The following is a 20,541-nucleotide window of genomic DNA, read 5'->3' as shown; positions in this document are numbered from 1 at the left end:
GTCCTCATAGCTGACCCGGTCGATACCGTCGCCGCCGGCCAGGCTGTCAGCCCCGGCACCGCCGAAGAGCCAGTCGTTGCCGCCGCCGCCGCGGACGGTGTCATTGCCCTCGAGGCCCCAGATCCAGTTGTCGCCGGCCGAGCCGGTCAGCACGTCGTTATGGGCCGAGCCCTCGACACGCTCGATGTCCGCGGCGATGACGTCGCCCTGCGCGTCGCCGCCCGAGCCCGTGCCGCCGAGCGTGACGGTCACCGCGGCGGCGCTGTCGAAATAGCTGACCCCGTCGGTGCCGTTGCCACCCGCGAGAGTGTCGGCGCCGGCTCCGCCGACGAGCCAGTCGTCGCCGTTGCCCCCGCGCAGCGTATCGTTGCCGTCCTCGCCGTAGAGCGTGTTGGCCCCGTCGTTCCCGGTCAGGGCATCGGCCAGGTCTGACCCCTGCAGGTTCTCGACGTCGGCGGCGATGGTGTCGCCGGTGGCATAGCCACCCGAGACGGATCCGCCGAGGGTGACGGTGACGCCGTCGCCGCTGGTGATATAGCTGGCGCCATCGATGCCGGCCCCGCCATTCAGGACGTCGGCCCCCTGGCCGCTGATCAGCCAGTCGTTGCCGTCCCCGCCATTGAGGACGTCGTCGCCGGCCTCGCCCCAGAGATAGTCATTGCCACCCAGGCCATTGAACACATCGTTGCCGGTGAAGCCCTTAAGCGTGTTGGCGGCGGCGGAGCCGGTGAAGGTATCGTCCCAGGCGGTGCCGGTGATGTTCTCGATATCCGCGCCGATGATGTCGTCTTGGGCATCGCCGCCGCTGCCCGTGCCGCCGATCACGGCGGTCACGCCATAGCTTTGCCAGTAGCGGTAATACGCGATGGTGTCGATGCCGTCGCCGCCTTGGAAGGTGTCGGCGCCCTGGCCGCCGAACAGGATATCGTCGCCGGCACCGCCCTTAAGGGTGTCGTTGCCGTCATGGCCCGCCAGGTAGTTGTTCGCGGCCGAGCCGACCAGCGTGTCGTCATAGGCCGATCCGGTGACGTTCTCGACATCGTCGCCGATCAGATCGCCCGCGGCGTCGGCGAACAGCCCGCGGCCCCCGATGGTCACCCAGACACCGCCGGCACTGTAGAAATAGTCGACGGTGTCGATGCCGGCACCGCCATGGAGATTGTCCTGACCCGCCGCACCGGTCAGGGTGTCATCGCCGTCATCGCCATAGAGGGTGTCGTTGCCCGCGCCGCCATGCAGCGTGTCGTTGAGGGCGTCGCCATGCAGCACATCCGTGCCCGGCCCGCCGATCATGTCGTCGGAGCCGCCGCCGCCGAACAGCTGGTCGTCGCCATTGCCGCCATTGATGGTGTCGACCCCGGCCTCGCCATAGAGCTGGTCGTTGCCGTCATCGCCGAAGATGTCGTCATTGCCGGGCGAGCCGTGGATGATGTCGTCGCCGGGCGTGCCGTTATAGTCGGTCATGCTGGGTCCCCTTTCCCATTACAGCGGACCGCGACGCGCCAGGGCAGGGCGGTGACTCCGTATCCGCCGGCCGCGGCCGTTTCGCGCATCGCGGGTGGTGACGCTGGAGGGCAGCGTCGGCTGGAATGCAGCGGAAACGAGGGCGGTTTTGTGTCAGGGCTGGGGAAGTCGGCGGACTTTTTTCCGGTCAGCCGCGGCCGGTGCCGCGCCAGCGCAGGACGAAGCCGAGGATGGGGTCAGAGCTCGGCCGCTTCCGCCCGCTCGCCGGCCAGGCGGGCCTGCGCTGCCGCTCTCGCCCCGCGGCGTCGACGGTCTCGAACTTCTCCGCCTCGCGGTGGTGTAGCAGGATGCGGCGGCGCGCAGGACGTCGTCGAGGCGCTGCCTTTCGCGCCGGGCGAGGAGTTGGGCGACAGCCATGGTGTCCGACTTTCTCCAAACATCGGAATGCTGCCGTCGCGATGCTTAAATTCGCGTTTCGGCCGGTGCATCATGCCTCAGCACCGGAACCCTGTCCGGCGGCAAACGTTGGCGGGAAAAAGGCGCAGCCTCGACGCTCTTCCGACCCGGATTCATGCCGGGCCGCCCCCGCAACAGGCCTCGTGCGAAGGCCGATCCGGACCCGGAGTGGAGATCATGGCCCAGAAGCTCTGCGACATCTGCCAGGAGCGGCCCGCCACCGTGCGCGTCACGGTGCTGCAGAACGGCCAGCGCCGGCAGCTCGATGTCTGCGACTACCACTACCAGCAGCTGGCCCGGCACCAGCGCTACGTCTCGCCGCTGGAGGCTCTGGTCCGCGGCTCCGGGCTGGAGGATTTCTTCGGTCAGGCCACGCCGTCCTCCGGGTCGCCACGGCGCGGCCCGCCCGGGTCGGAGCGGACGGCCCTGAACCTGCAGAGCCATTTCAGCGAGCAGGCGAAGGAGCTGCTGCAGCGCGCCGCCGAGAAGGCGGTGCAGTTCGGCAAGCGCGAGGTCGACACCGAGCACCTGCTGTACGAGCTGGCGGAGAGCGAGGTGATCCAGGCGATCCTGCGGCGCTTCAAGATCTCGCCGGAGGAGCTGCGCGGCTACATCGACCAGAACGCCCTCCGCGGCACCGAGCAGCCCGGGCCGCGCACCGAGATCGGCGTCTCGCCGCGGATGAAGGCGGCGCTGGACCAGGCGTTCCTGATCTCGCGCCAGCTCGGCCATTCCTATGTCGGGCCGGAGCACATGCTGCTCGGCCTGGCCCAGGTGCCGGAGAGCTTCGCCGGCAACCTGCTGCGCAAATACGGGCTGACCCCGCAGGCGCTCCGGCAGCAGACGGTGCGAACGGTCGGTACCGGAGCGGAGGAGGGACGGGTCGAGGGGCCGTCGAACACGCCGCAGCTCGACAAGTACAGCCGCGACCTGACGGCGCTGGCGCGCGAGGGCAAGCTGGACCCGGTGATCGGCCGGTCGAAGGAGGTCGAGACCACGATCGAGATCCTGGCCCGGCGCAAGAAGAACAACCCGGTGCTGATCGGCGAGCCCGGCGTCGGCAAGACCGCGATCGTCGAGGGGCTGGCGCAGCGTATCGTCAACAACGAGGTGCCGGACACGCTACGCGACAAGCGGCTGGTCGAGCTCAGCGTCAACAGCCTGGTCGCCGGCTCCAAGTTCCGCGGCGAGTTCGAGGAGCGGGTCAAGCAGGTGATGGACGAGATCGCCGAGCACCGCGACGAGCTGCTGCTGTTCATCGACGAGGTCCACACCATCGTCGGCGCCGGGCAGGGCGGCGGCGAGGGCGGGTTGGACGTCGCCAACACCTTCAAGCCGGCGATGGCGCGGGGCGAGCTGAACCTGATCGGCGCCACCACGCTGAACGAGTACCAGAAGCATATCGAGAAGGACGCGGCGCTGGAGCGGCGCTTCCAGCCGGTCCTCGTCGCCGAGCCGACGGTGGAGCAGACGGTCAATATCCTGCGCGGCCTGCGCGACCGGCTGGAGGGCCACCACAAGGTGACGATCCAGGACCAGGCCTTCCTCGCCGCGGCGGAGCTGTCGGACCGCTACATCTCCGGCCGCTTCCTGCCGGACAAGGCGATCGACCTGATCGACCAGGCGGCCGCCCGCGTCCACCTGTCGACCACCTCGCGCCCGGCCGAGATCCAGGAGCTGGAATCGGAGGTGGCGCAGCTGAAGCGCGAGCACGCCTACGCCAATTCGCGCAAGCGCTTCGACCGGGCCAAGGCGTTCGAGGAGCAGCTCGCCGAGAAGGAGAAGGCGCTGGCCGAGCTGACCGACGCGTGGAAGCACCGCATCGGGTCCAGCACGGCCGAGGTCACGGTCGGGCATATCGCCGAGATCGTGTCGAAGCTGACCGGCATCCCGGTCACCGAGCTGACGGCCGAGGAGAAGGCCAAGCTGCTGCAGATGGAGGAGCGGCTGCATCGAAGGGTGATCGGGCAGGAGGAGGCAATCCAGGCGGTCAGCGACGCCGTCCGCCTGTCGCGCGCCGGGCTGCAGCGCGGCCACCGGCCGATCGCCAACTTCCTGTTCCTGGGCCCGACCGGCGTCGGCAAGACCGAGCTGGCCAAGGCCCTGGCCGAGGTGGTGTTCGGCGACGAGGACGCGATCATCCGTGTCGACATGAGCGAGTATATGGAGCGCCATGCCGTGTCGCGGCTGATCGGCGCCCCGCCGGGCTATGTCGGCTATGACGAGGGCGGCCAGTTGACCGAGCGGGTGCGCCGCCGGCCCTACAGCGTGATCCTGCTGGACGAGATCGAGAAGGCGCATCCGGACGTCTACAACGTGCTGCTGCAGGTGTTCGACGACGGCCGCCTGACCGACGGCAAGGGCCGGGTGGTCGATTTCAACAACACGCTGATCATCGCCACCTCGAACCTCGCCTCCGACATCATCATGGGGCGGCAGACCCGGATCGGCTTCAACGCCACCGGCAGCGGCGTCCAGGGCGACGTGATGGGCGTGCTGCGCCAGCACTTCCGGCCGGAGTTCCTGAACCGGATCGACGAGATCATCATCTTCCACGCGCTGACCGACGACCAGATCAAGCAGATCGTCCGGCTGCAGCTGGACGGCGTGATCACCACGGCGCGCGGGCAGGACATCGACCTGGTGGCGGATGACTCGCTGGTCGAGCTGCTGGCCGCCGAGGGCTACCAGCCGGAATACGGCGCCCGTGAGCTGCGGCGCCAGATCCGGCAGCTGGTTGAGACACGCCTGGCCAAGGGCATGCTGAAGGGCGAGGTGAAGGAGGGCGACCGCGTCGTCTTCCGCGCCGACAAGGGCGAGGTGACCTACACGGTCGGGCCTAAGCCGGCAGCCAAGACGGAGACGCCGGCGAAGGCCGCGAAGCCGGCCGCCAAGCCCAAGCCGGCGAAGGCCCAGCCGACCGGCAACGGCAAGGCCGCGCCGGCGAAGCGGGCCGCCCCTGCAAAGCGCGCCGCATCGGCCAAGGCCAAGCCGGCCGACGGTGCCGGCAAGAGCCCGGCCAAGGGCGGCCGGTCGCCGCGCGCCAGAGGCTAGGATCTCGGCCTATCAACTCTTCGCCGTCATTGCGAGGAGGCGAAGCCGACGAAGCAATCCATGCCTTCGCTCTTGCGGATCGATGGATTGCTTCGCTGCGCTCGCAATGACGGTGTGGGGAGGCTGAGGCCGAAAACGAGGCATCTGCCTGTCTTTTCATCAGCCGCAGGGCGGGCAACGCACCGCACCCGCGCCTGACTCAACCGACGCATGCGTGCGGCCGGCCCTCGATCGCAACTTCCCGCTGGCACTTGCCGTCCGACCCGCCGATAACAGCGGCTCGATTTGGTCCGAGGGTTGGATACATGATCGCGCGCGTCATCGCCGTGGAGCCATTCGACATCGTCGTGTTCGGCGCGACGGGAGACCTGTCCCAGCGGAAGCTGTTGCCGGCGCTCTATGAGCGCGACAAGGCCGGGCAGGTCCCACCGGATGCGAGGATCATCGGCACGTCGCGGCGGCCGATGTCGGATGCCGAGTTCCGCGACTTCGCCCGCAAGGCGATCCTGCAGCATGTGCCGTCGGCGGAGCAGAGCGGCACGGTGCTGGAGGATTTCCTGGCCCGGCTGTCCTACGTCCCGGTCGATGTCGCGGCCAGTAAGGGCTGGGACGGGCTGGGCGAGGCGCTGGGCCACGATGCCGGGCGCATCCGCATCTTCTATCTCGCCACCTCGCCCGACCTGTTCGGCGACATCTGCGACCAGCTGGGCGCGCACGGCCTGGTGACCGAGCGGGCCCGCGTCGTGGTCGAGAAGCCGATCGGCAAGGACCTGGAATCGGCCCGGGCGCTGAACGACGCCATCGGCAAGGTGTTCCCCGAGGAGTCGATCTACCGCATCGACCATTATCTCGGGAAGGAGACGGTGCAGAACCTGATGGCGCTGCGCTTCGCCAACGCGCTGTTCGAGCCGCTGTGGAACGCATCGCATATTGACCATGTCCAGATCACCGTGGCCGAGAGCCTGGGGGTCGAGGGCCGCGCCGGCTACTATGACGGCGCCGGCGCGCTGCGCGACATGGTGCAGAACCATATGCTGCAGCTGCTCTGCCTCGTCGCCATGGAGCCGCCGACCTCGATCGACGCCGACGCGCTGCGCGACGAGAAGCTGAAGGTGCTGAAGGCGCTGAAGCCGATCAGCGAAGGTACGGTCAACCACATCACCGTGCGTGGCCAGTACCGCGCCGGTGCCTCGGCCGGCGGCGCCGTGCCGGGCTATCTCGACGAGCTCGGCAACCCCGGCAGCCTCACCGAGACCTTCGTCGCGCTGAAGGCGGAGATCGAGAACTGGCGCTGGGCCAATGTCCCGTTCTACCTGCGCACCGGCAAGCGGCTGGCGGCGCGGATGTCGGAGATCGTGGTCACCTTCCGCGCCATCCCGCATTCGGTGTTCGACAGCTCGGCCGGCACCATCTCGCAGAATCACCTCGTCATCCGGCTGCAGCCCGACGAGGGCGTGAAGCTGTGGCTGATGATCAAGGATCCGGGCCCGGGCGGCATGCGGCTGCAGCATGTGCCGCTGGACATGAGCTTCGCCAAGGCCTTCAACGTGCGCAACCCGGACGCCTATGAGCGGCTGGTGATGGATGTCGTCCGCGGCAACCAGAGCCTGTTCATGCGCCGCGACGAGGTCGAGCAGGCCTGGACCTGGGTCGACCCGATCATCGAGGCCTGGAAGGCGTCGAAGGAGCCGCCGAAGCCCTACACCGCCGGCACTTGGGGCCCGTCCGCCGCGATCGCCCTGATCGAGCGCGACGGCCGCACCTGGCACGAGGACGAGGACTGAGCCATGGCGATCGCGCGTCACGACTTCCCGACCAAGGAGGCGCTCGCCGATGCCCTCGCCGGGCATGTCGCCGACGCGCTGACGGCGCGGCTTGCGCGCACCGACCGGGCCGCGCTCGCCGTCTCCGGCGGGCGCACCCCGACCCGGTTCTTCGAGGCGCTGTCGCAGAAGCCGGTGGAGTGGTCGCGGGTCGACGTCACCCTGGTGGATGAGCGCTGGGTGGGCGAGGAGTCGGACCGCTCCAACGCCGCCCTGGTCCGGCAGCACCTGCTGCAGGGCCCGGCCGCGGCGGCGAATTTCGTGCCGCTGCATATCGACGCGCCGACGCCCGAGGACGGGATGGCGCGGGTGGCGGCCAGTATCGCCGCCCTGCCGCTTCCCTTCGCCGTGACGATCCTGGGCATGGGCGACGACGGCCACACCGCCTCCTTCTTCCCTGGCGGCGACAGGCTGGTGCAGGCGCTGGACCCGGCCCCCGGGCAGCTGCTGGAGACCATGCGGGCGCCTGCGGCGGGCGAGCCGCGCATCACCCTGACGCTGCCGGTCTTGCTGGCGGCCGACACTCTGTGCCTTCATATCGAAGGGGCAGGGAAGCAGCGCGTGCTGGAGGCGGCCCTGGTCAGCGGCCCGGCGGAGGCGATGCCGATCCGCGCCGTGCTGACCCGCCGCCCGGTCGAGATCTTCTGGTGCCCGTGACGCATGCGTCTGACGCGCAGCGTCCAGGGTTAACAAGAAACTTCAAATAAGTTCGATAACATATTGATCATGATGCATGATCGGGTCGGAGGATGCTGTCTGGCCCGGTCGGGGCGAGACAGTGAGCCAAGGAGCCAGCCCGATGGTGCAAGCCCGCATTGCCGAGGTGACCGAGCGGATCGCGCGGCGCAGCCATGACGCCCGGTCCGCCTATCTCGACCGCATCGCCGCCGCGGCGGAGCAGGGGCCGGCTCGCCGCCGCCTGGGCTGCGCCAACTTCGCCCATGGCTTCGCCGCCTGCGGCATCGACAAGGGCGCGCTGCGCGAGGGCGAGGGGCCGAACCTCGCCATCGTCACCTCCTACAACGACATGCTGTCGGCGCATCAGCCCTTCGAGCGCTTTCCGGACCTGATCCGCCAGGCGGCGCGGGCGGTCGGCGGCACCGCTCAGGTGGCGGGCGGCGTGCCGGCGATGTGCGACGGCGTCACCCAGGGCGAGGCGGGGATGGAGCTGTCGCTGTTCTCGCGCGACGTCATCGCCCTGTCGACCGCGGTCGCCCTGTCGCACCAGATGTTCGACGCCGCCGTGTTCCTCGGCGTCTGCGACAAGATCGTGCCGGGGCTGGTGATCGGCGCCCTGTCCTTCGGCCACCTGCCGGCGGTGTTCATCCCGGCCGGGCCCATGCCCTCCGGCCTGCCGAATGACGAGAAGGCCAAGGCCCGGCAGCTCTACGCCGAGGGCAAGGTCGGCCGCGACGCGCTCTTGGAGGCCGAGGCCAAATCCTATCACGGGCCGGGCACCTGCACCTTCTACGGCACGGCCAACACCAACCAGATGCTGATGGAGGTGATGGGCCTGCACCTGCCGGGCTCCTCCTTCGTCAATCCGAACACGCCGCTGCGCGACGCGCTGACGCTGGAGGCGGCGAAGCGGGCGCTGGCGATCACGGCGCTGGGCAACGAGTTCATGCCGGTCGGCCGGCTGATGGATGAGCGCGCGGTGGTCAACGGCGTGGTGGCGCTGCACGCCACCGGCGGGTCGACCAACCACACCATGCACCTGATCGCCATGGCCGCCGCAGCGGGCATCACCCTGACCTGGGACGATTTCTCCGACTTGGCCGAGGCCGTGCCGCTGCTGTGCCGCGTCTACCCGAACGGCAAGGCCGATGTGAACCATTTCCACGCCGCCGGCGGCACCGGCTTCCTGATCCGCGAGTTGCTGGGAGCCGGGCTGCTGCACAGTGATGTCGCCACCATCTGGGGCGGCGGGCTGGACCGCTACACGGTCGAGCCCGGGCTGGACGGGAAGGGCGAGGTGGTGTGGCGCGACGCGGCGACGGCCAGCGGCGACACCGCGGTGCTGCGCGGCGCGGCCGAGCCGTTCCAGGCCACCGGCGGCCTGCGCGTGCTGGACGGCGACCTCGGCCGGGCGGTGATCAAGACCTCGGCGGTGGCGCCGGAGCGGCATGTGATCGAGGCGCCGGCGAGGATCTTCCATTCGCAGGAGGAATTGCAGGCCGCCTTCCGCGCCGGGGCGCTGGACCATGACTTCATCGCCGTGGTGCGGTTCCAGGGCCCGAAGGCCAACGGCATGCCGGAGCTGCACAAGCTGATGCCGCCGCTCGGCGCGCTGCAGGACCGCGGCCGCAAGGTGGCGCTGGTCACCGATGGCCGCCTGTCCGGCGCCTCGGGCAAGGTGCCGGCGGCGATCCATGTGACGCCGGAGGCGGCGGTCGGCGGCCCGATCGCCAAGCTGCGCGACGGCGACATCCTGCGCCTGGACGCGGTGACCGGCCGGCTTGAGATCCGCGACATCGACGCCGAGGAATGGGCCGCGCGGGAGGACGCCACGGCCGATCTCGCCCCGTCGCATGTCGGCGTCGGCCGCGAGCTCTTCGCCGCCTTCCGCCACGCCGCCGGCCGGGCCGATGCGGGGGCGTCGATCTTCTGAGGGTCTGTACTGCGCAGGTTGGCCACAGACCGCTATTTCTGTCATTGCCGGGCTTGACCCGGCAATCCAGGGGCCACCGGGAGCGGCTCTTGAAAGCCCCTGGATCCTCGGGTCAAGCCCGAGGATGACAGTTCAATATTGATCCGCTGACGTCTCGATCCGCCGTCGGCCCTACACGATCCCGAGCAGCCGGATCAGGCCGAAGCTGATCGCGCCCAGCACCAGCAGCGACAGGGTGACGGCGGCGGTCACCCGGCCGCCGGCCTTGGCGACGCTGCCCAGGTCGGTGCTGAGGCCGAGCGCGGCCATCGAGATCACGGTCAGCGCGGTCGCCGCCGTCGCGGCCGGGGCCAGCACCGCCTCGGGCAGCAGCCCGAAGGAGCGCAGCACGGCCAGCAGCAAGAAGCCGTCGATGAACCAGGGCACCAGCTTGTGCCAGGGCATCCGGCCCTTGGCGGCGCTGCCGTCCTCGTTGCGCCGGCGTGTCACCAGGGTCAGCACCAGGATCATCGGTCCCAGCATCAGCACACGCACCAGCTTGACCAGGGTGCCGAGCTGCAGGGCGATCGCCCCGACCGGTGCCGTGGCGGCCAGCACCTGCGGCACGGCATAGACGGTCAGCCCGGCCAGGACGCCGTACTGCACCTCGGTGATGTGCATCAGCGCCGGCAGGAAGGGCAGGCCCAGCACCACCAGCACGCCGAGCACGGCGGTGAAGGCAATAGAGGCCGCGACCTCCTTGCCGTCGGCGCCGATCACCGGGGCCACGGCGGCGATGGCGGAGTTGCCGCAGATCGAGTTGCCGCAGGCGACCAGCACCGCCATGCGGTGAGGCAGGCCCAGCAGCCGGCCCATGCCGTAGCTGGCGGCGATGGCGATCACCACCACAGCGGCGATGCCGACCAGCAGCAGCGGGCCGGCGGAGATGATGGCGCCGACGCTGACCGAGGCGCCGAGCAGGACCACGGCGATCTCCAGCAGCGTCTTGGCGCCGAAGGTGATGCCGGGCGTCCAGCGCTGGCTCGGGGTCCACAGCGTGCGCACCAGGGCGCCGACCAGGATCGCCAGCACCAGCGCCTCCAGCCAGGCATGGCCGAACAGCCCGGCCTCGACCCGCTCCAGCCCCAGCGCCGCCAGGGTCACGGCGCCGCACAGCAGGAGGCCGGGCACCAGCCGCACGCCCGGGATCGGCCCGAAGGCCGCCAGGCGGCTGGCAGGGGCGGTGTCAGAGAGGGAGGGCCGGAGCGGATCGGTGATCGCCATGACAGTCTCGATGCGGAACTGTCACAAACATGACCCTCGGCATTCAAACGATCCAACGCATTCATTTTTTGAAATCGATCGATTTTGCCGATTGGTTTGTATTTTGAAGGTGGCTGGGGTTGTGGCCGGGTCGCAGCGGACCGCCTATGATCCTCGATACAGATTCCGACAGCCTCGGTAGTGCCGTGAAGATTCTTGCCATCTCCGGCAGCCTGCGCGCCGGGTCGTCCAACACCGCCCTGTTGCACGCCATGGCGGCGCTGGCGCCGGAAGGGGTCGAGGTGTCGGTCTATGGCGGCCTCGCCGACCTGCCGCATTTCAACCCGGACCTCGATCCCGACGCCATTCCGGCAGTGGTGGATTTCCGGGCGCGGCTGGCGGCGGCGGACGGCGTGCTGATCTCCAGCCCGGAATACGCCCATGGCGTCGCCGGGGTGATGAAGAACGCGCTCGACTGGGTGGTGGCGACCGGCGAGTTCGTCGACAAGCCTGTGGCGTTGATCAACGCCTCGCCCCGGGCGCATCACGCCCAGGAGGCGCTGACGGAGACGCTGGTGGTGATGACGGCGCGGATGGTGCCGGAAGCCTCGATCGCCGTGCCGCTGCTCGGCCGCAAGCTGCCGGAGCGCGGCATCCTGGCCGATGCCGAGATCGCCGCCGCCTTGGGCGGCGCGATCGAGGCGTTCGTGGGGGCGATCAGAACGAAGACGTAGAGCCCGACACCGACGGTCCCATCATCGTCATCCCGTGCGCGCTGCGGCACGCAGTGCTGCGTCGCAGACACGGGATCTCGGCGCGATCATCAAGAGATCCCTGCTTTCGCGGGGATGACGGGGAGGGAAGGGACAGATGGCCGCTTACGCCGTCTGCTCCTTGGTCTTCAGGAAGCGCAGCGCCGGGTTTTCCTTCGTCACCGTGTCCAGATGCCAGGCGTTGCGGGCCAGGAAGACCGGGGCGCCGTCATGGTCCTCGGCCATGGCGCTGCGCACGCCGTCCTGGAAGGACTTCAGCGCCGCGGCGTCGTCCGACTCGATCCAGCGCGCGGTGTAGTAGGGCGCCGGCTCGAAATGCACCGGGATGCCGTATTCGGTGCGGATGCGGTCGGCCAGCACCTCGAACTGCAGAGCGCCGACCACGCCGACGATCCAGTTGGCGTCCAGCAGCGGCTTGAACACCCGGGCGGCACCTTCCTCGGCCAGCTGCTCCAGCGCCCGGCCGAGATGCTTGGCCTTCATCGGATCGTCCGGCCGCACCCGCTGCAAGAGCTCGGGCGCGAAGCTGGGGATGCCGGTGAAGCGCAGATCCTCGCCCTCGGTCAGTGCGTCGCCGATGCGCAGATTGCCGTGGTTGGGGATGCCGACGATGTCGCCGGCCCAGGCCTCCTCCGCCAGCTCGCGGTCCTGGGCCAGGAACAGCACCGGATTGTGCATGTTCATGACCTTGCCGGAGCGGACATGCTTCAGCTTCATGCCGCGCTTGAAATGGCCCGAGGCCAGGCGGACGAAGGCGATGCGGTCGCGGTGCTTCGGATCCATGTTGGCCTGGATCTTGAACACGAAGGCCGAGACGTTGTTCTCCTCCGGGTCGACCAGCCGGTCCGCCGTCGGCTGCGGCCGGGGCGAGGGGGCGAGGGCGCCGATGCCGTCCAAGAGCTCGCGCACGCCGAAATTGTTGACCGCGGAGCCGAAGAACACCGGGGTCAGATGGCCCTCGCGGAACATCTCCAGGTCGAAATCCGGGCACAGGCCGCGCGCCATCTCCACCTGCTCGCGCAGCGTCGCCACGGCGTCGGCCGGCAAGAGGCGGTCCAGCTTCGGGTCGTCCAGGCCGGTGCAGGTCTCGCCCTCCTCGGGCAGGGCGCCCTTGGAGCCCTTGGCCATCAGCACCAGCCGGTCGTGGAACAGGTCGTAGCAGCCCAGGAAGCCGCGGCCGCTGCCGATCGGCCAGGTCGCCGGGGTGACGTGCAGCTGCAGCTCCTGCTCGATCTGGTCGAGCAGGTCGAAGGGATCGCGGCTCTCCCGGTCCATCTTGTTGATGAAGGTCGTGATCGGCACGTTCCGCATGCGGCAGACCTCGAACAGCTTCCGGGTCTGGTCCTCGATGCCTTTGGCCGCGTCGATCACCATCACCGCGCTGTCGACGGCCGTCAGGGTGCGGTAGGTGTCCTCCGAGAAATCCTCGTGGCCCGGCGTGTCCAGCAGGTTGAAGGTGTGGCCGTCATAGTCATAGGTCATCACCGAGGCGGTGACCGAGATGCCGCGCTCGCGCTCCACCTTCATCCAGTCCGACCGGGCGCGGCGCTGCTCGCCGCGGGCCTTGACGGCGCCGGCCATCTGGATGGCGCCGCCGAACAGCAGCAGCTTCTCGGTCAGCGTGGTCTTGCCGGCGTCCGGGTGGGCGATGATCGCGAAGGTGCGGCGGCGGTCGATCGGGTCGATGTTCGAAGGCATGGTCTTGGCAATGACATTCATAAGTGTCATTGCCGGGCTTGACCCGGCAATCCAGAGGATGTCGACAGCTTCTGGATGCCCGGGTCAAGCCCAGGCATGACAGGGAGGGAGAAGGGCGAACCGCTCTATCGGCGAACCGCTACATCAGCCCGTCCCGCCGCAGCAGCGCGTCCGGATCCGGCTCGCGGCCGCGGAAACGCTTGTACAGCTCCATCGGATGCTCGGTGCCGCCGCGCTCCAGGACGTTCTCCTTGAAGCTCTTCGCGGTCTCCGGGTCGAACAGGCCCTTCTCGCGGAACAGCTCGAAGGCATCGGCGTCCAGCACCTCGGCCCATTTGTAGCTGTAGTAGCCGGCGGCGTAGCCGCCGCCGAAGATGTGGCTGAAGCCGGAGGAGGTGTTGGCCTCCGGGATCGGCGGCAGCACCTGGGCGCGGGCGGTGGCGGCGCGCTCGAACTCCGGCACCGAGCCGATGGCGGTCGGGTCGCCGTCGTGCCAGGCCATGTCGAGCATGGCGAAGGAGGTCTGGCGCAGCGACTGCCAGCCGGCCATGAAGCGGGCGCTGTCGCGGATCTTCTGCACCAGATCGGCCGGCATCGGCTCGCCCGTGCGATAGTGCTTCGCGAACAGGTCCAGCCCGTCCTTCTCCTGCACCCAGTTCTCGAAGATCTGCGACGGCAGCTCGACGAAGTCCCAGTACACGTTGGTGCCGCCCAGCGACCGGTAGGTGCAGCGCGACAGCAGGCCGTGCAGGGCGTGGCCCATCTCGTGGAAGAAGGTCCGCACCTCGTCATAGGACAAGAGCGAAGGCCGGTCCGCCGTCGGCTTGGTGAAGTTGCAGACGATGGCGACATGCGGGCGCTTGATACCGTCGCGGTACAGGCCCTGGTCGCGATAGGTCGTCATCCAGGCGCCGTTGCGCTTCGAGGCGCGCGGGAAGAAGTCGGCGTAGAACAGGCCGACATAGCGGTCCTCGGCCTCGTCATAGACCTCATAGGCCTTCACGTCCGGATGCCAGACCGGGTAGGCCTCCGACGGGCGGAACACCAAGCCGTACAGCCGTCGGCAATGCTCGAACACGCCGTTGATCACCTGCTGCAGCGGGAAATAGGGGCGCAGCGCCTCCTCGTCGAAGTCGAAGCGGTGCTGCTTCAGCTTCTCGGAATAGTAGCCGACATCCCAGGGCTGCAGCGGCTCCGGCCCGCCGAGGCTCTTGGCATGCGCCTGGATGTCGGCGAGGTCGCGCTCCGCCGCCGGCTTCGACGCGGTCAGCAGCCGGTCGAGGAAGGCACCCACCGCGGCCGGCGTCTCCGCCATCCGCTTCTCCAGCACGAAGGCGGCATGGGTCGGATAGCCCAGCAGCTTGGCGCGCTGGAAGCGCAGCGCCGCGATCTCCTTGACCAGCGGCTGGTTGTCGAACTCGCCGCCGAAGGCACGGGCGTTGAAGGCGCGCCACAGTTGCTCGCGCAGCTCGCGGCGATCGGCATAGGTCATGAACGGGACATAGCTCGGCGCGTCGAGCGTGAACACCCAGGCCTCGGCCCGGTCGCGCTCCTCCGCCGCCAGCTTCGCCGCCTTGACCGCGCCCTCCGGCAGGCCGGCCAGGTCGGCCTCGTCCTCGATCCACAGGGTGAAGGCGTTGGTCGCCTTCAAGACATTGTGCTGGAAGTCCGGCGTCAGCTTGGCCAGCCGCTCGTCGATCGACCGCAGCTCGCCCTTCTCGTTGTCCGACAGCAGGGCGCCGTTGCGGACGAAGCCGCTATAGGTGTCGTCCAGCAGCCGCGCCTTCTCGCCGGACAGGCCGAGGCTGTCCCGCCTGTCCCACACCGCCTTGACCCGGGCGAAGACGCGCGGGTCCAGCGAGACGTCGGAGGAGAAATTGGCGCTCCTGGCGCCGAAATCGGCGGCCAGCGCCTGCAGCTCGTCCGAGGTCTTGGCCGAGAGCTGATTGTAGAAGACGGAGGAGACGCGGTCGACCTCCTGGCCCGCCTGCTCCAGCGCCACGATGGTGTTCTCGAAATCCGGCGCCGCCGGGTTCGCCAGGATCTCCTCGATCCGGCCCTTCGCCTCGGCGATCGCGTGGTCCAGCGCTGGCAGGTAGTGCGCGACCTCGATGCGGTCGAATGGCACCGCCTGGTCCTGCAGCGGCGACGGCACGATCAGCGGATTGGCGCCGGTGTCGAGGGTGTCGTTGGCTTGCGAGTCCATGCGGCCGGGAGTGTCCATTGGCTAGCGGGCGGGGGCAGGGCGAAGGGGCCCAGGCTTTCAGAGGACCTTGCCCTCGAAAGGATGCCGGCCCTCGCGGTCCTCGATCTCGACTACCCACAGGTCGGGATCGCGCTGGACCGCACGGGCAATATAGGCATCGGCCTCGGCCTCTGCCAGGACCTCGCCGCCCTTGGCGGGCAGCCATGCGAGGGCGCCGTCCAGGTCGCGCGACTGGCTCAGCACCCGGCAGCCCTCCGGGCCCAGGTTCAGCTTCAGGATCAGCAGGCCGGCGCGCGGGTCGCCCTTGCGGACGACATAGGCCGGGATGGCGTCCTGCCCCAGCCGGCGCAGATGCGCCTGGATCCAGATATCGGTCGGAAGACGGTCGCTGCTCATGGGGCCGGGTATAGCAGAAATCATCCGCCGCCCGGCCCCTCTCGTCGGGCCGATATCGCTGCTACGGGACGAACCGGTAGAGTCCGAGCGACTGCACGACCTGAAGGATGCAGACCAGCCCGGCCAGGATCGCCAGGATGGTCCGCGGCCACCAGCGCGGCTGGTGGCCGTACGACCCGTCGTCGCGCAGCACCCTGAAGACGACGACCAGCCCGGCGATGGCCAGGATCACGCCCAGCACGTTCAGGCTCGAATCCTGCACCACCTGGCCGTTGACGGTCGTCGTCTGCGACATGCCCACGAACAGCCAGATCGGCAGGATGCCCAGCAGCATGGCGATCAGCGGCTGCCGCAGCCTGGGCCACAGGCTCGGTTGTATCGAGTTCACGGTGATTCCCCCATTGCTTGCGCTGCACATCATCTGTCAGGGGAAAACCGGCAGAAATCGGACGATCCTGCGGCAAGACGCGGCGATGGGGCGGATCCTAGCGGAACAGCCCCAGATCCACCGAATTCGCCATCGCCTCATAACCGGCGGCGTTCGGGTGCAGGTGGTCGCCGACGTCGAATTCCGCCTTCAGCTTCGACGGCTGTACCGGGTCGCGGACCACGGAGTCGAAGTCGATCACCGCGTCGCAGCCCTTGCCGGTGCGGATCCACTGATTCACCGCCTGGCGCTTGGCCTCGCCCTCGGCGCTGTAATAATGGGCGAAGACCGTGTCCTCATAGGGCGTCAGCGTGGCGCAATAGGCCTTCAGCCCGGCGGCATGGGCGCGCGTCACGATCTGGCGCAGCCCGCCGATGATATCGTCGGCCGACACCGCCTGCTCGGGCAGGCCGGCGGAGCCCGGATGGCCGATGTCGTTGATGCCCTCCATGATCACCACCCAGCGAACGCCGGGCACCGACAGCACGTCGCGGTCGAAGCGCGACAGCGCGCTGGGGCCGAACAGCTGCTCCGGCAGGTCGTGCAGCACGCGGTTGCCGCTGATGCCGGAATTGACCACGCCGACCGCGGGGCCGCCGGCCTTGGACAGCCGCTCGGCCAGGATGTCCGGCCAGCGCTTGTTGGCGTCGGTGCCCGACCCATAGCCGTCGGTGATCGAATCGCCGAGCGTCACCACCGTGCCACCTTCCGCCGCCACCTCGACCCGCGACAGCATGAAGCGCATGGTCGATTCGGTCGCGTCGGGCAGGGTGGCCGCCGCCGTGCTGTCGCCGGCCAGCGAGACCCAGGCGGTCTGCACGCCCAGCGGATGCACCACCGATGGCCCGGTCCAGCGCGACACGAACAGGCTGATGGCGAGGCTGTCGAGCGGCGAGACGGCGAGGTCGATGGGGTCGGAGATCGCCGGCGCGCCGGGCGGCACGGTGATCGAGGTCGAGCCGCCGAAGGTCAGGGGCCTGCTGCTGGCCGGGTCGATCGACCCGGCGGCATTGCCGGGCCGGGCGATGGTGGCGGCGCCGATCACCAGCGGCTGGGTGCCGGTCTCGTTGGTGAAGCGCACCCGCACCTTGCTGCCGCCGGCGCTGATCCGCACCAGTTGGCGGACGGTGGCGTTGCTCAGCTCCGGCCCCACCGGAAAGGCCGGGCTGGCGCCCCAGCTGCCGATCCAGCCATCCTGCGCCGCGGCGGCACCGGGAACGGCCAGCGCGGCGGCCAGGAGTGCTGCGGCCAGCCAGGACCGGCCGATGGCGTTGTGTCGGATCATTCGACTTCCCTCCCGCTCCCGCCGGATCTGCCGGCGCGGGAAGTATGAGGACTGAAAGCCTGCCACGACAAGGCCGGGCGGAAGCGGACGCGGGCGTGGGGAGGCCCCCACGCCCGGCGATCAATCCCCCAACGTCCTCCGATGGTCAGCGGAAGCGCCGCAGCGCCGCGACCTGGTGCGAGGCGTCCTCGCCATCGGCCAGCTTCTCCAGCAGGCCGGAGAGGCGGTCCATCTCCTGCCGGGTCAGGGGCGTGGTGCCCATCGGCCCGGTATAGGTCTCGCGCCGCCGGTCGATCGGCAGGTTCATCGACTTCCAGCAGGCGATCGCGCCGGTGGCCGAATCGCGGGCCAGGAAGTTGCAGCCGCTGCGGAAGTAATCCGCTTCCCAGGGATCGAGCGGCTGGTCCAGGCGCTGCAGGTAGCGGCGGGCCCAGTCGATGGTGGTCCGGGCAGGCGGAGGTTGTTCGATACTGCGCATGATCAGTCCCCGAATTGATCGTTGGCATCGGTCGATATCGAGGAAAACGTTAGATCCTTGCGCGTTAATGAAACGTGATTGTGCGGATCACGAAGACCTCAGACCGTGATCACGATCTTGCCGATCTGCTGGTTGGCTTCGAGATAGCGGGTCGCCTCGACGATCTGGTCGAGCGGGAAGACGCGGTCGATCACCGGCTTCAGCGACCCGTCGGCCAGCCCCTCGACGATGAAGCGCTTGGCGCGGTCGAGGCGGGCCGGGTCGGACACGATCTCCTTGTACTGGTAGCCGCGGACGGCCAGGCCCTTGACCAGCGCCGGGAACAGCGGGAAGGGCGTCGGCTCGGGGCTCAGCGCGCCGTACTCGATCAGGATGCCGCCATGGCCCAGCGCCTCGGCCAGCGCAGTCACGCCCGGGCCGGCGACCGGGTCGAACACGGCGCGGACCCCGGTCCCGCCGGTGATGGTCCGGGCGCGGGCGGCCAGGTCCTCCTCCCCGGTGACGATGACATGGGCGGCGCCGGCATCGCGCAGCGCCGCGGCCTTGGCGGCGGTGCGGGTGGCGGCGATCGAGACGGCGCCGATCCGGTTTGCGATCTGGATCGCGGCCAGGCCGACGCTGCTGGAGGCGGCGTTGATCAGCACCGCATCGCCGCGGCCGAGCCCGGCGATCTCGATCAGCGCGCCATAGGCGGTGACGTACTGCATCCAGACGGCGGCGGCCTCGGTCCAGGACAGGCTCGCCGGGTGCTTCACCGTCACCTCGGCCGGGACGTTGGCGATCTCGCCATAGCTGCCCCAGCGGGTGATCGACAGCGGCGGCACGATGCTGACCCCGTCGCCGACGGCGAAGCCGGTGACGCCCGGGCCCAGCGCCTCGACCACGCCGGCAGCCTCATAGCCCAGCCGGGCCGGGAAATTTGGCGATTCCGGATAGTAGCCGGTGCGGAACATCGATTCGGCGCGGTTCAGGCCGATCGCCTTGACCCGCAGGCGGATCTCGCCGGGGCCGGGCGGCGGCACCTCGACCTCGTCGATGCGAAGGACTTCGGGGCCGCCGAGCTCGTGGATGCGGACGATGCGGGCCATGTCGGGCTCCTGTGAACGGGACGCCCCCCGATATGATTGCTTTCCAGGTCGTGATAAATGTGGCTTCCGTCGCGATAGTCGAAACCATTGGTTTCCAATCATGGACCGACTGACCAGCATGGCCGTGTTCGTCCGCGCCGTCGAAGCGGGGTCCTTCGCCGCCGCGGCCGAGGCGCTGGGCCTGTCGGCGCCGATGGTGGGCAAGCATGTGCGCTTCCTGGAGGATCGGCTCGGCGCCCGGCTGCTGGCACGCACCACACGGCGGCAAAGCCTGACCGAGGTCGGCCGCGCCTTCTACGAGCGCTGCCGCAACGTGCTGGCGGAGGCCGAGGCGGCGGAGGCGCTGGCAGAGGACCTCCGTGCCGTGCCGCGCGGCCGGCTGCGGGTCAATGCGCCGGTGACCTTCGGCGCGCATGAGCTGATGCCGATGGTGGCCGGTTATCTCCGCGCCCATCCCGAGGTCAGCCTCGAGCTGACGCTGAGCGACCGCATCGTCGACCTGGTGGAGGAGGGCTACGAGGCGGTGATCCGGATCGCGCCGCTGCCCGATTCCAGCCTGATCGCCCGCCGGCTGCGGCCCTACCGCCTGGTCGCCTGCGCCGCCCCGGCCTATCTGGCCGAACGCGGCACGCCGGCGCGGCCCGAGGATCTGGCCGGCCACGAGTGCCTCGGCTTCGCCCATTGGGAGCCGCGCGACCTGTGGCAGTTCACCGATGCCGACGGGCGGGAGCACGCGGTCCGCGTCACCGGCCGCGCCTCGGTCAACAGCGGCCAGGCGCTGCGCAGCGCGGCGCTGGAGGGGTTGGGCATCATCCTGCAGCCGGACGGGCTGCTGCAGGACGACATCGCCGCCGGGCGTCTGGTCCAGGTGCTGCCGGGCTATCAGGCGCCGTCGCGGCCGATGCACATCCTGTTCGCGCCCGATCGCCGCCCGACGCCGAAGCTGCGCAGCTTCATCGACGCGGTGGTCGAGGCGTTCGGGTAGGGGGACGGCGGTTCCGCTCGGGCTCCGTTGCCGTCATTGCTGTGACGGCGAGGGGTCACCGGTATCACGCAAACCGCGGCATCCGGATGTTCGGCGACGGCTTGTAGCCCGCCGGCCGCTCGGACCAGTGCGAAAGCCGGTCGAGCAGGGCGTCGAGGCCGGCCACGGCGATGACGGCGGCGATGTCCTCGCCCGGGCAGGCGTGCCGGCCATGGCCGAAGGTCAGCCGTCGGCGGCCGGTCCGGGCCGGGTCGAAGCGGTCGGGATCGCGGTTCAGCGCCGGGTCGCGGTTGGCGGCGGCGATGACGACCAGCACCGCGTCGCCCGCTTGCAGCCTCTGGCCGGCGATCTCGGTGTCCTCGGCGACGAAACGGCGGGTGTTCTGGGCGGGCGGGTCGCAGCGCAGCACCTCCTGCACCAGCCCGGGCAGCAGCGTGCGGTCGGCGGTCACCGCACGGCGCAACTCCGGCCGGGCGCAAAGGGCGACGATGGCGTTGCCGAGCAGCCCAGCGCCGGCGTCGCGGGCCTGGAACAGGAAGCCGACGGCGTTGGCAG

The 20,541-nt window shown here is 69.4% G+C and carries 16 protein-coding genes; 6 read left to right on the top strand and 10 right to left on the bottom strand.

Translation table 11 applies throughout. From position 1 onward, the window contains the following. Positions 1-1,464: calcium-binding protein (locus P409_RS05905; protein ID WP_161790349.1), on the bottom strand; the 1,464-nt coding region annotated here is incomplete at its 3' end. Positions 1,465-2,097: 633 nt separating this feature from the next. Between P409_RS05905 and P409_RS05900 the strand changes: the two genes are divergently transcribed. From P409_RS05900 to edd, 4 genes are all read left to right on the top strand, one after another. Next, positions 2,098-4,974, top strand: a complete 2,877-nt coding sequence (locus P409_RS05900; RefSeq protein WP_081991305.1) for an ATP-dependent Clp protease ATP-binding subunit — start codon at positions 2,098-2,100, stop codon at positions 4,972-4,974. A 305-nt stretch (positions 4,975-5,279) separates the two neighbouring features. Continuing rightward, on the top strand, positions 5,280-6,758 hold the full coding sequence (zwf, locus tag P409_RS05895) for a glucose-6-phosphate dehydrogenase (protein ID WP_034832911.1): 1,479 nt from the start codon (positions 5,280-5,282) through the stop codon (positions 6,756-6,758). A 3-nt stretch (positions 6,759-6,761) separates the two neighbouring features. Then, a complete protein-coding gene (gene pgl, locus P409_RS05890) occupies positions 6,762-7,454 on the top strand; it encodes a 6-phosphogluconolactonase (RefSeq protein ID WP_052120082.1) in 693 nt (230 codons plus the stop codon). 142 nt (positions 7,455-7,596) lie between these two features. Next, on the top strand, positions 7,597-9,408 hold the full coding sequence (edd, locus tag P409_RS05885) for a phosphogluconate dehydratase (RefSeq protein ID WP_034832909.1): 1,812 nt from the start codon (positions 7,597-7,599) through the stop codon (positions 9,406-9,408). Positions 9,409-9,579: 171 nt separating this feature from the next. On the opposite strand, the gene P409_RS05880 is transcribed toward edd, so the two are convergent. Next, complete coding sequence (locus P409_RS05880; protein WP_081991304.1) at positions 9,580-10,671, bottom strand: YeiH family protein; 1,092 nt, start codon at positions 10,669-10,671, stop codon at positions 9,580-9,582. 185 nt (positions 10,672-10,856) lie between these two features. Between P409_RS05880 and P409_RS05875 the strand changes: the two genes are divergently transcribed. Continuing rightward, positions 10,857-11,384, top strand: a complete 528-nt coding sequence (locus P409_RS05875; RefSeq protein WP_034832906.1) for an NADPH-dependent FMN reductase — start codon at positions 10,857-10,859, stop codon at positions 11,382-11,384. Positions 11,385-11,528: 144 nt separating this feature from the next. Here P409_RS05875 and P409_RS05870 read toward each other — a convergent pair whose 3' ends face one another. From P409_RS05870 to P409_RS05840, 7 genes are all read right to left on the bottom strand, one after another. After that, positions 11,529-13,121, bottom strand: a complete 1,593-nt coding sequence (locus P409_RS05870) for a peptide chain release factor 3 (protein WP_034832914.1) — start codon at positions 13,119-13,121, stop codon at positions 11,529-11,531. Between the two features lie 139 nt (positions 13,122-13,260). Next, on the bottom strand, positions 13,261-15,327 hold the full coding sequence (locus P409_RS05865; protein ID WP_034832903.1) for a M3 family metallopeptidase: 2,067 nt from the start codon (positions 15,325-15,327) through the stop codon (positions 13,261-13,263). A 57-nt stretch (positions 15,328-15,384) separates the two neighbouring features. Further along, complete coding sequence (locus P409_RS05860; protein ID WP_034832900.1) at positions 15,385-15,723, bottom strand: DUF1491 family protein; 339 nt, start codon at positions 15,721-15,723, stop codon at positions 15,385-15,387. Positions 15,724-15,784: 61 nt separating this feature from the next. Then, complete coding sequence (locus tag P409_RS05855) at positions 15,785-16,111, bottom strand: hypothetical protein (protein ID WP_152613258.1); 327 nt, start codon at positions 16,109-16,111, stop codon at positions 15,785-15,787. Between the two features lie 97 nt (positions 16,112-16,208). Then, positions 16,209-17,435, bottom strand: a complete 1,227-nt coding sequence (locus P409_RS05850) for an SGNH/GDSL hydrolase family protein (RefSeq protein WP_034832897.1) — start codon at positions 17,433-17,435, stop codon at positions 16,209-16,211. Between the two features lie 145 nt (positions 17,436-17,580). Next, complete coding sequence (locus P409_RS05845) at positions 17,581-17,913, bottom strand: hypothetical protein (RefSeq protein WP_034832895.1); 333 nt, start codon at positions 17,911-17,913, stop codon at positions 17,581-17,583. Between the two features lie 98 nt (positions 17,914-18,011). Further along, positions 18,012-19,001, bottom strand: coding sequence for a zinc-dependent alcohol dehydrogenase family protein (locus tag P409_RS05840; protein WP_034832893.1), 990 nt, complete (start codon positions 18,999-19,001; stop codon positions 18,012-18,014). A gap of 100 nt (positions 19,002-19,101) precedes the next feature. On the opposite strand from P409_RS05840, the gene P409_RS05835 reads away from it, so the two are divergent. Beyond that, entirely contained in the window at positions 19,102-19,986 is an 885-nt protein-coding gene (locus P409_RS05835; RefSeq protein ID WP_034832891.1) for a LysR family transcriptional regulator, read from the top strand. 64 nt (positions 19,987-20,050) lie between these two features. Here P409_RS05835 and P409_RS05830 read toward each other — a convergent pair. Then, positions 20,051-20,541 (bottom strand): cytochrome P450 (locus P409_RS05830; RefSeq protein ID WP_034832889.1); only part of this gene is annotated, 491 nt, incomplete at its 5' end.

It is taken from the genome of Inquilinus limosus MP06 (assembly GCF_000767795.1).
In the GTDB taxonomy this organism is placed as follows: Bacteria; Pseudomonadota; Alphaproteobacteria; order DSM-16000; family Inquilinaceae; genus Inquilinus; species Inquilinus limosus_E.
The sequence above is the reverse complement of the archived record's forward strand: the minus strand, read 5'-3'. Positions and strand labels throughout refer to the sequence as shown.